This window comes from Sphingobacterium corticibacter, from assembly GCF_003076635.1.
Classification (GTDB): domain Bacteria; phylum Bacteroidota; class Bacteroidia; order Sphingobacteriales; family Sphingobacteriaceae; genus Sphingobacterium; species Sphingobacterium corticibacter.
This window is the reverse complement of the sequence record NZ_QDKG01000004.1, coordinates 178,853-194,108: the sequence shown is the minus strand read 5'-3', so window position 1 is coordinate 194,108 and position 15,256 is coordinate 178,853. Positions and strand designations below refer to the sequence as shown.

The following is a 15,256-nucleotide window of genomic DNA, read 5'->3' as shown; positions in this document are numbered from 1 at the left end:
ATTGCTGCACAGTAATAAGCATGAGAAAAGAGCGACTCTGTTATGCTCTCGTATCTATTCTAGATCAATGGTATTGTGTCTGTCTCGAAAGTTAATAGTATAGCGCTAAGGATTAATATCACTAAAAATATTCTTATCATGAATCATTTGAAAGGGCGAAATCAGAATACAACTATCTATTTTGGATGGTACGTAATTTTGGTTGGTTTTCTAATTACCGCGATACGAGCGGGTATCGGTATGCAGACCTTGGGTTTCATTGTCGCTCCGATGGAAGATGAAATGAACTGGAGTTCTTCCGCGATTACGATGTGTATCACATTGCAATTAGTCGTAGCTGCCATGGTAGGTCCTTCTATTGGAAGATTGCTTGATAAGATAGGTGCAAAAAAAATTCTCTGCGTAGGACTGGTTGCCAATGGTATCATGCTTGTTTTGGTTTCAATGGTTACAGCATTGTGGCAACTAGCGGTGGTTATGATTGTGCTTGGTGGTGTTACGCAAGCTTGTATTGGTAATACCTTAATCATGCCATTTATCACCAAATGGTTTTCAAAAAAACGTGGCTTTGTCATGGGATTAGTTTCCGCGGGAGCGAATTTAGGGTCTGCTTTGCTGGCTCCATTGATTGTGTCGCTAATGGGAGATAGTGCAGATTGGAGACACGCATGGTTCATTATTGGATTGATTCCAATATTTGTTATTGCTCCTATAGTTTATTTTATTTTGAATAAAAGTGAAAATAAAGCAAAGATTAGAGAAGAGGTAACTAAGGAAAATGGTGATGCAGATAAACCTGAGATGACTTTTACCGTTAAAGCAGCACTGAAAACTGTGGTTTTTTGGCGCGTAATTGTGGCATGGAATCTTATAGATTTTGCGATGAAAGGCGTTTTATTAAACAAAATACCGTATGCGCTTGAAATGAATTTTTCGCAAAATGATGCAGCTGGTATCCTGGTCGTATACGGAGTTTGTGCTCTGTTGGGAAAATTAATTATTGGGTGGATTTCTGATAAAATAGGATTGCATTGGATCGGTATTATACTCAGTATATTTCAAGCGATAGGTATCTTTATGTTCGTAGATGCTAGTAGTACATATGTTTTATATATTGCCTATGGAGTATTAAGTGGCCTTAGTGCAGGTGGTCTCATCGCGTTAATGCCCATTATCCTAGCCGACTATTTTGGTAGTAAATTTCAAGGTGCACTAAGTGGTATAACCATATCATTATTATTATTTTCTAGTGTTGGCGGACCATTATCTGCTTCTATAATTAGCGATATTACAGGTAGTTATAAAAATGGTTTTTTGCTCTACGCACTGCTCACAGCAATTGCTGTTATCCTATTTGTTTTTATTAGAAAACCTCAAAATCTAGAAAGAGTATGACAAAAGTAGCCATTCTGTATCCTGGTGACATGGGTGTGAATATTGCCAAGCTGTTAATTGAAAAAGGGTTCGATGTTTATTCGGACTTGGACGAGCGAAGTGAATCGACTAGAAAAAAGGCTTTTGCGATTGGTGTCCAACAGCTTTCAATTAATGAAATAGTGAGCGAAGTTGACTTTGTAGTTTCTTTAGTACCTCCTTCCGCAGTAAAAGATGTCGCCCAGGCCTACATTGATGCATGCGATGGCCAAAATAGGATTGCAATGTTCGTCGATATGAATGCCAAATCGACCGACATGGTAAAAGAATTATCAACGATGTTTAAAGCGGTTGATGTCCCGTTTATAAATGCCTGTGTGATTGGGCGAGCTGCTTTTCTAAGAGATGAAGGCGTTGTTTACTATAGTGGAGAGCAGGTTGTTGAATGGGAGAATTTAATCAATAACATTTTGGAGATAAAATATTTGGGAGATCAGGTTACAGCAGCTACGGCTTTCAAAATGTGTTTCGCAGGATTCAACAAAACAATTACCGCTGTCTTCTTTGAGATAGCGACTGCTGCTAATCATTTTGGTATTACAGATGAGCTTTTTGAAGAAATTAATCGAAAAATGTCCGGCACTATGGGAGATATAAGCAAGATTGTGGGCAATTATCCAAAACACATTAATAGACGTAAACAAGAAATGAGTGAACTAAATAATATGCTAGTCTCAGAAAATATATACACTAAAATGGCTAGTGCAGCGGCATTGACGTTTGAGGAAATAGCAGATAAACAATATTTTAGATCTCTTAAGGAAGAAGGAAGCTTCTCGCTGATGACTATTTTGAAAAAATTGTCTTAATAATAACGTTTAATGAATATTATAAGAATCTCGGAGGGCTAGCTTTCTAAGCCTTTTCTCAACTCATTCTCTAAAGCTGCTGCTTTCATAATCCTCTCCGTCTGTCACCAAGGTTTGATCAATTACATACTACTTAGCGATCGTTATATGAGAAATTTCCATCAACAAAAAGTGTTAATTACTGGAGGAGCGTCCGGAATTGGCAAAATAATGAGCGGACTATTCTTAGATTATGGTGCGCGGGTCATTATTTGGGATATAGATCCTATAGCGATAAAAGCGATAGTGGACGAATTTGCACAGCGGGGAGAGATCCATGGCTATTCCGTAGATATAGCAGATCAAACGAAGGTGCAGCGAGCTTTTGAAAAAGTGAAAGCAAACCACGGTGTGATTGATGTGTTAATAAACAATGCCGGTATCGTGGTTGGAAAGTATTTTCACGAACATACCGAATTAGACATTAGGCGAACTATGGATATAAATGCTTTGGCACCTATGTACATAACCAGCTTATTCTTGCCAGATATGATCGCACAAAATAATGGTTCCATATGCAATATTGCCTCTTCAGCATCTTACATATCTAATCCGAAGATGTCGGTATATGTGGCAAGCAAGTGGTCTATATTTGGCTGGTCGGATAGTTTGCGTATTGAGATGAAGCTATTGCAAAAAAATATACGTGTAACTACCGTCACACCGTACTACATTAATACAGGTATGTTTGATGGTGTACGATCTTTGGTGCCGATCCTCCGCCCTGAAAAAGTTGCCAAAAAAATTTTACGTGGTATAGCTTCTGGTAAACCGATCGTGAGTATGCCGTGGAGCATTCATTTCGTACGATTTTTTCAAGGGATATTTCCCATCCGGTTTTTTGATTGGTTTGTGGGCGGTGTATTAGGTATTTATAAAACAATGGACAATTTTAAAGGACGACAAAATACGTAGCGATGAAAGATTCGATCGAAAACTTAGTAAACGCACAGCGCAATTTTTTTTGGAGTGATGCCACTAAGCCAATTGACTTTAGATTGCAACAACTTAAGAAGTTGAAAAGTGTGATCAAAGCACATGAGGACGAAATGATTGCCGGTATTGCGCTGGATTTTAAAAAGTCTGAATTTGATACCTATACCAACGAGTTGGCCTTGTTGTACCATGATTTGGATGAGGCGATTCGAAAATTAAAATCTTGGAGTCGAATCCGTCGTGTAGGTACAAATATGGTCAATTTTCCAGCGCGCAGTTACATCATTCCCGAGCCACTAGGTGTTGTTCTAGTCATCGGAGCTTGGAATTATCCCTATCAGCTTTCCCTTGCCCCGATAATTCCGGCAATAGCTGCTGGCTGCACGGTGATCTTGAAACCCAGCGAATTGCCCAGCAATACGAGCCGCATCATGGCCAATATGATTGCCAATAATTTTAATCCAAACTATCTAGCAGTCGTAGAAGGTGATGTCGAAACAACGACCACCTTGTTGGAGCAGCGCTTTGACAAGATTTTTTTCACGGGCAGTACCACGGTTGGTCGCATTGTATACCAAGCGGCAGCAAAACATCTCACGCCTGTCACGCTAGAGTTAGGTGGGAAAAGTCCGGCCTTTATCACCGAAAGTTGTGACATGAAAATGTCGGTAAAACGATTGGTATGGGCCAAGTTTCTGAATTCAGGGCAAACGTGTATTGCGCCAGATTATATTTTGGTAAACCATAAGGTCAAGCAAGCTTTCTTGGATGCTTTAACAGCCGAAATGAAAAAGAATGAGTTTAGCTTCGAAGCGGGAACCTTGGTGCAGATTATTAATGATAAAAATGTGGATCGGTTGGCCAAGTTAATCGACCCAGCGAAAGTATATGCTGGCGGACATGTGGATCGCGAAAGCCGCTATGTAGAACCCACGATCTTGAATGATGTAAGCTTTGATGATCCGGTCATGCAAGAAGAGATCTTCGGACCTATTTTGCCTGTGATTGTTTATCAGGATCTCTCGGAAGCGATCCAACAAGTGAAACGATTGCCAAAACCGCTCTCCTGTTATGTATTTACCAACGACAGTAAGATCAAGAAACGTATTCTGCGGGAATTATCATTCGGCGGTGGTGCTGTGAATGATGCGGTCATGCATATCACAAATCCCAAACTGCCTTTTGGTGGAGTGGGCAATAGTGGCATGGGAGCCTACCATGGCGAAGCTGGCTTCAAAAGCTTCACACACTATAAAAGTGTGCTCGACAAACCTACTTGGATCGAATTTGGTCTTAAATATTATCCACGAACTGCTTCAAAACTAAATATTATTAAGAGATTCTTCGGGTAATAACAGATGCGGGATCGCTAGATACTTGAAAAGTCAACATAGTAGTATTTACTTCTTGTCTTAGTGAAATAAACTAATTTCGGCTAATCCGTTTTCGCTGGTATAAGTAACGTGAAATCTGCCTCTTTAAAATCATGATCTGTTGCCTCTTTAGTAATGGAAGTAATTGTAAGCATTTTATCTGGATGAACCGATTTCATAAAAGATATAATCCCTTCGCGATTTTTGGTGTGATAGACACCATTCAGGTGCAATATGATCTGATCTCCTTTCGTGTGTGCTAAGATCTGATGCGCCATGCTAGCATCTTTGAGCGCCTGCGACTGCAACATGTTTTCTCCACCATGGCCGGGAATCATATTCTTCAATTCCCGGTAGGAAGCTAAGGTAGAATCAACTTCCATTGGTAATGACGGCAAGAGGTTTTTAGCATAATCCGATAAACTATCCAAAATCCCGACACCTTGATGATACACGGCGTTGGCATAACGGCGTGGCACGTTGGTTGCCACCAACGGAATCTGATGTGCCTTAGCAAATTCGACTAAAGGACGATAATCCGCATAATTGTTCCAAACACGAGCTTCGCTTTCGAAGCTGCGCGTATTGATATGACCTTGCCAATATTCATTGATGATCGGCTGCACATCTGTTTCAAACATTTCCATCCCTAGGAACAGCTTGTCACCATGTTTGGCATATAATTGCTGTAATAGTTCTAACTCCAACTGATGAGCTGGCGCTTCACCATGCAGTTCGCCAACGAAGACAAACTGCTTACCTTTAGCAGCTTCTGAAATAGCTTCCAACGTTACGCTTTCACCGTTTGAATTGCGAATGTTAAGTGCCTGCTGCGCGTACGCGCAATGCAGGCAAAGAGATAGCAAAAGACCGATAATAATTCGCATGCTATGAAGTTAAGGATTCTAATGCAGCTCTCCAATCTTCGCGCTCAGGTACGTCCGGTTTGCGTTTGCCAAAGAATTGTGCAACCAGATTGCCTTCCACGTCATAAGTTTCGATGCTGTGTACTGCGCCCAAATTTGTCGGTTTTTTTACGATCCACACGCTGCTCAGCGCCTCATCGCGTAGGTGCATATTGAAATCTGGATCCAAGATGTTGATCCACGGTCCGGTACGTAGAATGCGCTGTGCTTTGCCCGTGTGGATCTGCAAACAATTGGCATTGCCAATAAAAACCATGATTTCTAAACCTTTTTCGGAAACTATATTTAGTAAATCTTCTACTTTGTTCAGCGCGAGGGGAGTGGCATGGCCTGCTGGCGCTAGGCGCAAAGCTTGGGTACGCGTCACACCATGCTTGCGCAGCAATCCAAAGAAATCATGTGTATCCTGCAAGCCCAACCATTCTTGTTGGAAAGCTACTTGATCAATCTCTTCATCCGATTTTTCGGTTGATTCAGCGGACACTTGTGGCTGCAAAATCACAAGATCACTATTGGTCGCTTTATATTTTTTTACCAATTCCTGATACGCTTCTTGATTACTTTCCTCCGTCAAATAGATCTTATGAACAGCATTCCCCAAAGTATCAAAAAACTGAATGCTTTGGCGATCATTCTCAGAAACTGCAAAAACATTTGCCCATTTGGACATGAAAAGACGTAAATCAATATCCGCTCCGACTACCAAACCCATATGTCCGTTGAAAGAAGGTTTATTATAAATGCCCTTTCGTTCGTGTACTGCATGCTCATTTCTAGTGAGCGCCATGACACGACCAAGAGAAGGAATTTCCTCTAAAATCTCTTGCATAGCAGGATTGAGCAGCAAATTCTGCGGATTGGTTGCCACCAATTCTGCTTCCGAAACACCTAATGCCGTAGCGGCATCACGAATGCGTGTTTTTGGGTTAGCTATTTTATAGTTGTCGTATTTTTCTTTTAAATCTGTTGTCATAGTGAAATGTGTTTTTTAAGATGTAGGGACAATAAAAGGATAGCCGATCTCTGGATCTTGCCATACTTTTGTACGAATGTTATAGGTTTTAAGCATATTTTCCGCGGTAATAATTTCTGTAGGAGTACCAAAATTGGCTACCTCGCCAGCTTTCAAAATTAAGATCTTGTCCGCATACTTGGAAGCAAAATTGATGTCGTGTAAAACGCATAATACCGTCCAGCCTTTTGCGGCCATTTTTTTAGCCTTCTCTAAGATGATCTGTTGATACTGGATATCCAAGCCATTGATTGGCTCATCCAAAAACAAGATGGCATCCGGTCTTTCGTAAATCTGTGCTAGTACACGCGCCAATTGTACGCGTTGTTTTTCACCGCCAGAGAGCGAATGATAACTACGGTCTTTAAAATGTTGAATACCCATTTCTTCCAGCACCGCCTCGATGATTTCGAGATCAGTCATACTTGGATTTACTTCAAAATGAGGATATCTCCCCATTGTCACGAGCTCCTGCACGCTGAAGTCGACACTGACTTCGTTGGCTTGCGTCAGCACAGCGCGCATCAAAGCGAGTTCTTTTGACTTATATCCGGAGAGCGTTTTTCCATGTAGAGAAATGGAATCTTGAGGACTTTTCACTTCGCCGCAGAGCAACTTCATCAAAGTACTTTTTCCAGCTCCATTCGGTCCGATCATCGCCAGCAATTCGCCCGGTCGTGCTTGCATATCAATATGCCGAAGAATTGGTTTATTACCAATCTGATACGATAGATTCTTTACCTCAATCATAGCCGACTCCTCTTTTTTCGATCTTGTAAGATAATGAATAAAAAAACGGGCACACCAAATAAGGCCGTGAGTATACCGATGGGTAATTCGGATGGTGCGGCAATGGTACGCGCGATCAGATCCGAAGCAACGAGAATAGTGGCACCAAAGAGGGCTGAGGCCGGCAATAGAAACTTATGATCACCAGAAATACTAATCCGTAGAATGTGTGGAATTACCAGTCCGATAAAACCAATTATACCCGTCAGAGCAACTGATGCACCAACGCCTACTGCTGCTAGCACGATAATGTATTTCTTGGTTTGCTGTACGGGGATACCGAGGTGCTCTGCCTGCGCTTCGCCTAATGCTATCGCATTGAGTGGTTTGGCGAAATAACATAAGCCCAGAATGGAGATCAAGCTAAATGGGATCAAGGTGCTGACTGTTTGCCAACTTGCAGCTCCCAAACTGCCTAAACTCCAAAAGGTGATGCTACGCAGTTGGTCGTCGCTAGCGATATAAGTCAATAGTCCGGTAAAGGACATCACCAAGGCATTGATCGCAATACCAATGAGCAGTAAGGATGTGACATCCGTACGACCTTGGCGCACCGAAAAGCGGTAAATAATCAACGTGGTAATAACTGCGCCAAGAAATGCGACAAAAGCTAACGTATAGTAACCAAGTAGTCCTGTGATTACATGAAACAGTTTGGCTTCTAATACAATCACCAATACGGCAAAAAATGTCGCGCCGGAAGAGATTCCAATAATACCGGGTTCGGCCAATGGATTGCGAAACAAACCTTGGATAGCAGCTCCTGAAATACTCAATGTCGCCCCAACTAAAACGCCTAATACCATTCTAGGAAGACGAATATTAAGCAAGACGGCTTTTTGCTGCATCGCGTAATCGGCAGAATCCGTTATGCCGAGTGCATCGCCAATAATAGAAAATAAGGAACGCATCGGAATATTAAGCGCCCCGATGCAAAGCGAAGCGATGCACGAGGCGATTAATAAGATGATTAAAATCAGAAAATTGATCTTTCTTTTTGGGTACTGCATTAATGAATTTTGTGGTGCAACTCATCAATAGCTTGGGCTACGCGCGGCCCGAAGCCAGTGAGTAAAGCGCCATCCATCTCTACAATTTTTTTGTTTTTTCCGGCCTTAGTTTCTTTCACGCCTTGAATGTTTAGAATACCATCTACGCCGCCCAAACTAGACAATCCAGAGTCAAAAAGCAGAATGACATCAGGATTATACGCCACCAGAGCTTCTGCTGTCAGGGGTTTGTATTCTTGAATATCTTGCGCCACGTTGGTACCTCCTGCCAATGCGATCATCTCATCTACTTCTGTGCCTTTGCCGCCTACCATCATGGTGCCAGCGCCACGTGCATAGATAAATAATACATTGGGTTTATCGGTGGCTTCTTTCTGGTGTTCGGCCACGTGTTTCAGATCCTTTTTCAAGACCTTCGTCAAGGAATCACCTTTGCTGCTGATTTTTAGGGAATCTGCCAATGATTTGATCAATTGGATGCTACCATCTGTGCTGTGCGCATGAGGCAATAGTAACACGCGTAATCCTGCTTGCTTAAGCTGTTGGAGCGTCTCGGGTTTTAGATCATTTTCAGTGCCGATAATGATATTTGGATTTAGAGCTAGAATACCTTCTGCCGAAATGTTCTTGTTGTGGCCTACTTTGGGTAATTTGTTTAATTCCTCCGGGTAAGTAGAGGTCACGTCGGTGCCTATAATGTTGTTCAATAAACCGAATTGAGCTAAGACTTCCGAGGTCGCGCCATTGATGGATACGATTTTCAAGCTGTCTATATTGCCTTCTTCTTGATGAGCCTGTTTGTCGCCCGATTGGTTGCAACTGCCTAATAAAGCTGCGGCTACCGCAGCTGGGAATACTATTTTTTTAATATTTCTCTTAAGTATCATGACTGATTTTTAATATTTATTTTTATTAGTTTTGTAATGTCAGTTAATAATTCTTCAATCCAAATAATGTCTCGATATAATCTACTTCTTCTAACTGTTTAAATGACCATTGCTCCATGTTATATCGCCATATTGGTTGTATTATGACGTTACTGAAACCAGTATTTTGACCGTATATGTAAGTTATACTGTCATAATATTCAAAATCAATATTACCGGCGTTAGCTGCAGCATCGAAAACTAAATAACGTATCCCGCCATTTTTTTCGCCGAATTTATCCTTCAATCTTTGTCTTTGTAAGGGAGAAGTTGTTAGAACGGGATTGTAAAAATTCAAAATTGACTCTCCTAGATCAAAAGATGTAATCGTGGTTTTGTATTGATAAGTCTCAGTAACAGTTCTTTCGCTTGATCCACCTCCACCTCCACCAATCTTAAATATACCGATGTTGAATCCGACATCGGCTTTAAAATTGGTAGTGAATTTTGAAGAAACTTGTTGGTTGACAGTTTTTTCAGCTCCTGGGTTATATTCTTCAAGCAAGATTTTCCAGATTGAGCCATATCTTTGTACATCCCATGAGGTAATTTCTATTGGGTTTATATTGTAGTACAATAAATTGCCATCTTTTATTAAATCCGATTTTGATACACTAAAACCTTTTCTTATCGAACCAACAGAAGTTCCGTCTACGAATAGTATTGTTACGTAGATATCATAAAAACCATCTGTCCAATCTTTGTTTAATGCGTCAATGGACGCAAAGCTGTTTGCATTGTTAAGGTAGAATCCAGTAATATATTCTGAATAGTTTGAGTCAAAAAAACCTGAATCTAAGTTGTTTTTTAAATTATAGTATATGAGATCTCTGTGATAATTGACATCATAATTAATAAATCCATGTGTGAGTTTCAGTTGTCGGTTAAAAGAGTATCCAGTGTTAATAGGTACGAGTCTGTATCCAGACTGCGGAGTATAATTGTACACTGCGCGATTTATTGTGTTTTTTGTTGTGCCATTATCAATTATATCTTGATCCGAAGAAATAAAGTTGTCTTGAGGGGCAAACCCTTCTGATAAGTAAACTAAATTGCCTTTTTTAGTGCTTTTTAGTGTGTTTGAGTTAGTTTGAATTCTTTCTAATTGAGACTTTTTTTCATTACTTGCGCTTTCATTTGCAACACCTATTCTTTCATTTGTTTTAATCACTACAATAGGGATGTCTGGCTGTTCGAAATAAGACAGTTCTATCTTATTTTGTTTATTATCATAAGCATATAACGCACGGTTATTAATCATGTCTCGCTCATTTCTAACTGCCACTACCGGAATTTGATTAACAGTATTCCATTTATCTGGACTAAATGAAGTGATGGAAGGTACAAAGATTGTTAATAAGACTTCCTCATCTATTAATTCCTTGAATCTTTGATCTTCTAGTTCGGAATATTGTGATACAAAGTCGATAACTTTGCTGCCGTTTGATAGGGTTTGATCTTTGACTAATTGGAACAAAACATCGTGATCCCTATTAAACATCTTAATCGATTCATCTTTTATGAGATCTCTAATCTCTTTGTTTTCAAGTGCTTTAGAAAATGCTTTTGCGAATTCTGTATAAATTAATTGACGTTCTATTAGTGTCGCATCCTCAATTATTTGGTTGTCATTCATTATGTGTGATTTTGAACATGACGCAAAAAATATCACATAAAAAGATATTTTGATCGCTAAAATTTGGTTAATTTTCATAATTGTTAATTTTAAGATTTTGTATTTATTTCATTTATCCTTCTTTTAGTAATTTATATTCTAATTGTGGGTATCCGCGATTGCCACCGTCAGTAGTACCAGCTCCCATCGATAGAAACCTGATTTTAAAAATATTGTTGTCGTTGTCTTTAAGGATGTAATAACGATCTTGCAGTGCGCCAAAAGGTGCGCTTAAAATACCTCTCCAAGTCGATCCAATAGTATTTCGATTGTTGGTTAATGTAATTTGATTCAAATGTGTTTCACTGAAATCGGCATAAGTAACATTAAAATCACCGTTCTCAAAGATGACTTCCGCGGCTTGTACACTTGCCAGATGATTAATTAAAATGATATCAGAAAAAGAGTAAGGAACATATCTACCCTGAAAAAAGTGGATATACATGGATTTGCTCCATACAAAATCCCAGTCAGCTTTTTGAGGCTCCACTTGTACTGCTCCACCAGTAAAGGAGAAAAATTGAAAATTATAGGTCGCGTCTTTCGTGATATTAGCTGTCTGGAAATTGGTATCTGCCAATCGCGCATATTGCAGCGTATAGCCATTGCTTCCGTTGCGTAGTACACGGATTTTCCATAGGTTTTCAGCAGCGACGGTTGTTGCAAGTACAGGATTAACGATATACACACGGTTTTCAGAAGCCGTCGCGCTAATTTCGGCAATAGCGGTTTGGTTTATACGGCCAAGGCTGTCGTCTAGTAGGTCAAATAGTGCGGGTGATGGCGCTGTTTGATTAAAAACCATAGCACTGAAATCTACGTTTGAAGGGTTTACAGCATTGATGTCCGTAAATTCGGTAGCCAAGGCTGTGGCGTCAGTTTGATTATTGACGATGACACGAAATTCGGAACCCGTATAAAAGCCCAAATGCCAGGAGTTGCGAGCGATAGATGTTTGCTTCTCCGCGCTTAAGTCTACATAAACCGCATTGACTGCGTTGCTTGCGCCTTCGCCACCTTGTAAGGTCATCTCTGTCCCGTCGGAAGGTGGAATTTCGGGAGTAATGGTTTCATCGCGCTTGCAAGATGCAGAGGCAAATATCAGCCCACACAAAAGGCTGGTTTTGAATAGTGTAGTTTTCATGATTAGTGCTGTTTATTTTGTCATATTAAATTGTAAAGCCAAAAAGTAAGAACGACCATAGGCCATGGGCACAGTAGGGCTGACGCCATCATGTACACCTTCACCAACGGTGCCCGAATTGCGTACGTCTTGAACGCCGAAAAGATTACGAATACCGCCCGTGACGTTGAATTGATTAGTTATTCTTTTGTTTACCGTAAAGTCGCTCATCGTGAAACTATTCACAAATACTTGTCGTGTTATCGGTTCACTATTCACTTCCCGCGTCGTTTCAAATCTTGGCCTACGGCCATAAAATTTAAAAAATAGGCTAGCATTCAAGCCCCAAGGCGCATAATGATACGAGAGATTACTATTTACCTCTGGACTCCATAAAAACTCGGAAAGCGAAGAGTCGGATTCTCGAGATAGATTGTATCGACCAATGTAGGAGAAACCCAGCCCTGCCTGCAGACCTTTATGTACTAGAGTGCCTTCCCACACCAGACCGGTAGTTTTGAAATTTTCGATGTTGACATACGTGAAGAGTGTTGGATCATCGACTGGAGAGCCAAGAGCGATCATATTTCTAAACGTATTGTAGAAACCTCCCAATGAGGAGTTGAGGTTGGTGACTTCGCTAAAACTACGGTGGTACGATAAGTAGGAATTAAAGCTATTGGAATTTTCTGGTCTTAGGTTTTCATTGCCAATGATCGAGTGGTTGGCATCAAAAAAGCTGAAGAATAATTCACGTAGGGCGGGAGATCGATATCCCATCGCATAAGCAGCTCGGATATCGAATTGCTCATCCAGCGCGTATTTAAGGTTGATGGAAGGAATTACAGGCAATGTTTCAAATACATTATTCCCAATAAAACGAACTCCCGGACGAATGTTTAATTGTGGGGTCGGTCGTATTTCGGCCGACAGGAAAGCTGCATACTGCGCTACGGTCGCGTTTTCCAATAGACGATCGCCACGACCAGATTCAGCGTCGTATTCTAAACCCAGTTGCGTATGAATTTTTGGGGAGAATCTATATTGCATTGTTCCGCGGAAGAAAACGGTACTGAATTTGGCTACATCAGCTTGTCCAGCTCCGGTCAATGTTTCTGTTTCGTTTGTCTGTAGATTGGTACGCTTCGTGACTGTACTACGATCATAGTTTTGCAAGGAGAATGACCCATTAGCGGTAAGCCGGTCCGAAAATTTCCAGTTACTCTGGATCATATTGTTGTAGCGATTGGAGATGAAGTTGGTGTTGACCACGGTATTGTTCAGGTTGAAACCTCCTGGTGTATAAATGTCTTCATTCGTGTAATCGAATCGATACCAAGTCTGATGTTTGGCACCTTTGTATCCAACTTTGCCAGATGCTAGCCACTGATCTTTGGGTTGCCATTGCAGCTGCGGTAGAGTTGCTGATCCCTGCCATCCGCCAAAAGTGTTACGGCTGGCATTCACATCAAAATTCCATTTGTTAAGATTATGCGAGATACCGACATAAGCATTGTGCACGCCTTCGCCATTCAATGGATTATATTCCTCACCAACCGTTTCTTCGAGTAATCGCGCAGTAATTCGCCAGCGATGACCACCCAGATTATTTTTGGTGATGATGTTGATCACGCCGGCCAAGGCACTTGTGCCGTAGGTCACCGAAACAGGACCTTCAATAATTTCGATCTTCTCGATCATATTCACATCGATTTGCGTGAGGCTTTGGCGCTCGGCACCCCGATCAAATAGCGGTACGCCATCAAGTAAGATTTTTACGTTTTGACCACTCATTCCCATCAATTCGATATCGGACTCGCCCAGCATCATATCATTGCTGAATCGGATTCCTAGTTCGGTATTTAGTAGCGTCTTAATATCGACCGTACCACGGCGGACAATCTGATCCTGCGAAATAGTCCGCACTTTATAAACTGAATTTTTTAGCGATGTCGCTTCCAATTGTCCGGTGACGACCACCTCTTCAATTTGATTCCGGATGCTATCCTGTGCAGAAACTGAATAACAGGTGGTTGTTATGATAATTGATGTTAAATAAAATATATTGCGCATCGATAATTATTTTCGTGCCGTAAATCTAGTTTTTATTTAGATTAATTACAAATAAATGACAAAATTCGAATGCTTTTTGTTTATCAGTTGTACAGATAAGACAGCTGATAATGGAATTTAGTGCTTTTTATGATATGAAGGTGTCTTGCTATTGAATCGAATTATTCGCTACAGGACGCTAAATTACGCATAGCGGCCTGTTCAGATCTGTGGATGATCTGTTTTATTAATTTTAATGAAAAATAATTTCTAATTAATGTGTGCTTATTTGTCCTCTAATGCCGGACAGGCATGATACTTTTGACCGCAAAAGTATCCAAAACTCGCCGCTGACCGTATTGGCACAACGTTAGTGCATCCCACTGCTATTGCCAATCCGCTAAGGCGGCATTTTATGAGTTGGAAGGATGGTGCTTTAACGGAGTGTTATTTCATGAATAATGGATTTTATCGCCGACTTAGCGCGTGCCTAGCGACGACGAGGTAAATTCGTCCTTGCGAAGCCGAGGCACGAGGTTGTGGCAATCCAGAAGTAGTTTGTATTACTCCAATTGGATATAACCTCTTATGAACTCTATTAACTTTCTGAACTCTATTAACTATATACTTACTTTGTCCTCTAATGCCGGACAGGCATGATACTTTTGACCGCAAAAGTATCCAAAACTCGCCGCTGAGCGTATTGGCACAACGTTAGTGCATCCCACTGCTATTGCCAATCCGCTAAGGCGGCATTTTATGAGTTGGAAGGATGGTGCTTTAACGGAGTGTTATTTCATGAATAATGGATTTTATCGCCGACTTAGCGCGTGCCTAGCGACGACGAGGTAAATTCGTCCTTGCGAAGCCGAGGCACGAGGTTGTGGCAATCCAGAAGTAGTTTGTATTACTCCAATTGGATATAACCTCTTATGAACTCTATTAACTTTCTGAACTCTATTAACTATATACTTACTTTGTCCTCTAATGCCGGACAGGCATGATACTTTTGACCGCAAAAGTATCCAAAACTCGCCGCTGAGCGTATTGGCACAACGTTAGTGCATCCCACTGCTATTGCCAATCCGCTAAGGCGGCATTTTATGAGTTGGAAGGATGGTGCTTTAACGGAGTGTTATTTCATGAATAATG

The 15,256-nt window shown here is 40.9% G+C and carries 12 protein-coding genes; 4 read left to right on the top strand and 8 right to left on the bottom strand.

Annotation, left to right across the window (positions count from 1 at the left end; translation table 11 throughout):
- Positions 1 to 138: 138 nt before the first annotated feature.
- The 4 genes from DC487_RS12115 to DC487_RS12100 all read left to right on the top strand — a co-directional run bounded on the left by DC487_RS12115 (position 139) and on the right by DC487_RS12100 (position 4,570).
- Positions 139 to 1,395 (top strand): MFS transporter, encoded by a 1,257-nt coding sequence (locus tag DC487_RS12115; RefSeq protein WP_116776236.1) that lies wholly within the window; start codon positions 139 to 141, stop codon positions 1,393 to 1,395.
- Positions 1,392 to 2,243 (top strand): DUF1932 domain-containing protein, encoded by an 852-nt coding sequence (locus DC487_RS12110; protein WP_116776235.1) that lies wholly within the window; start codon positions 1,392 to 1,394, stop codon positions 2,241 to 2,243. The genes DC487_RS12115 and DC487_RS12110 overlap by 4 nt, the downstream gene beginning before the upstream one ends.
- 147 nt (positions 2,244 to 2,390) lie before the next feature.
- Positions 2,391 to 3,197 carry an SDR family oxidoreductase gene (locus DC487_RS12105; protein WP_116776234.1) on the top strand — a complete coding sequence of 269 codons (807 nt, stop codon included), beginning with the start codon at positions 2,391 to 2,393 and terminating at the stop codon, positions 3,195 to 3,197.
- A 2-nt stretch (positions 3,198 to 3,199) separates the two neighbouring features.
- Entirely contained in the window at positions 3,200 to 4,570 is a 1,371-nt protein-coding gene (locus DC487_RS12100) for an aldehyde dehydrogenase (RefSeq protein ID WP_116776233.1), read from the top strand.
- 83 nt (positions 4,571 to 4,653) lie between these two features.
- On the opposite strand, the gene DC487_RS12095 is transcribed toward DC487_RS12100, so the two are convergent.
- Genes DC487_RS12095 through DC487_RS12060 form a run of 8 tightly spaced genes read right to left on the bottom strand, consistent with a single transcriptional unit; the run spans position 4,654 to position 14,125 of the window.
- On the bottom strand, positions 4,654 to 5,478 hold the full coding sequence (locus DC487_RS12095; protein ID WP_116776232.1) for a ChaN family lipoprotein: 825 nt from the start codon (positions 5,476 to 5,478) through the stop codon (positions 4,654 to 4,656).
- A 1-nt stretch (position 5,479) separates the two neighbouring features.
- Complete coding sequence (locus DC487_RS12090; RefSeq protein WP_116776231.1) at positions 5,480 to 6,490, bottom strand: hemin-degrading factor; 1,011 nt, start codon at positions 6,488 to 6,490, stop codon at positions 5,480 to 5,482.
- A 15-nt stretch (positions 6,491 to 6,505) separates the two neighbouring features.
- Positions 6,506 to 7,279 (bottom strand): heme ABC transporter ATP-binding protein, encoded by a 774-nt coding sequence (locus DC487_RS12085; protein WP_116776230.1) that lies wholly within the window; start codon positions 7,277 to 7,279, stop codon positions 6,506 to 6,508.
- A complete protein-coding gene (locus DC487_RS12080; protein WP_116776229.1) occupies positions 7,276 to 8,328 on the bottom strand; it encodes a FecCD family ABC transporter permease in 1,053 nt (350 codons plus the stop codon). The genes DC487_RS12085 and DC487_RS12080 overlap by 4 nt, the downstream gene beginning before the upstream one ends.
- Positions 8,328 to 9,215, bottom strand: a complete 888-nt coding sequence (locus DC487_RS12075) for a heme/hemin ABC transporter substrate-binding protein (protein ID WP_116776228.1) — start codon at positions 9,213 to 9,215, stop codon at positions 8,328 to 8,330. Before DC487_RS12075 ends, DC487_RS12080 begins: the two co-directional genes overlap by 1 nt.
- Before the next feature lie 43 nt (positions 9,216 to 9,258).
- Entirely contained in the window at positions 9,259 to 10,968 is a 1,710-nt protein-coding gene (locus tag DC487_RS12070; RefSeq protein ID WP_133228552.1) for a hypothetical protein, read from the bottom strand.
- Positions 10,969 to 11,002: 34 nt separating this feature from the next.
- On the bottom strand, positions 11,003 to 12,073 hold the full coding sequence (locus DC487_RS12065; RefSeq protein WP_116776226.1) for an HmuY family protein: 1,071 nt from the start codon (positions 12,071 to 12,073) through the stop codon (positions 11,003 to 11,005).
- Between the two features lie 12 nt (positions 12,074 to 12,085).
- A complete protein-coding gene (locus DC487_RS12060; RefSeq protein WP_116776225.1) occupies positions 12,086 to 14,125 on the bottom strand; it encodes a TonB-dependent receptor plug domain-containing protein in 2,040 nt (679 codons plus the stop codon).
- Positions 14,126 to 15,256 lie beyond the last annotated feature (1,131 nt).

Coding starts and splice junctions, on each gene's coding strand:
- DC487_RS12100 (WP_116776233.1), top strand. CDS start 3,200: ATGAAAGATTCGATCGAAAACTTAGTAAACGCACAGCGCAATTTTTTT.
- DC487_RS12060 (WP_116776225.1), bottom strand. CDS start 14,125: ATGCGCAATATATTTTATTTAACATCAATTATCATAACAACCACCTGT.
- DC487_RS12110 (WP_116776235.1), top strand. CDS start 1,392: ATGACAAAAGTAGCCATTCTGTATCCTGGTGACATGGGTGTGAATATT.
- DC487_RS12080 (WP_116776229.1), bottom strand. CDS start 8,328: ATGCAGTACCCAAAAAGAAAGATCAATTTTCTGATTTTAATCATCTTA.
- DC487_RS12115 (WP_116776236.1), top strand. CDS start 139: ATGAATCATTTGAAAGGGCGAAATCAGAATACAACTATCTATTTTGGA.
- DC487_RS12070 (WP_133228552.1), bottom strand. CDS start 10,968: ATGAAAATTAACCAAATTTTAGCGATCAAAATATCTTTTTATGTGATA.
- DC487_RS12095 (WP_116776232.1), bottom strand. CDS start 5,478: ATGCGAATTATTATCGGTCTTTTGCTATCTCTTTGCCTGCATTGCGCG.
- DC487_RS12085 (WP_116776230.1), bottom strand. CDS start 7,279: ATGATTGAGGTAAAGAATCTATCGTATCAGATTGGTAATAAACCAATT.
- DC487_RS12065 (WP_116776226.1), bottom strand. CDS start 12,073: ATGAAAACTACACTATTCAAAACCAGCCTTTTGTGTGGGCTGATATTT.
- DC487_RS12090 (WP_116776231.1), bottom strand. CDS start 6,490: ATGACAACAGATTTAAAAGAAAAATACGACAACTATAAAATAGCTAAC.
- DC487_RS12105 (WP_116776234.1), top strand. CDS start 2,391: ATGAGAAATTTCCATCAACAAAAAGTGTTAATTACTGGAGGAGCGTCC.
- DC487_RS12075 (WP_116776228.1), bottom strand. CDS start 9,215: ATGATACTTAAGAGAAATATTAAAAAAATAGTATTCCCAGCTGCGGTA.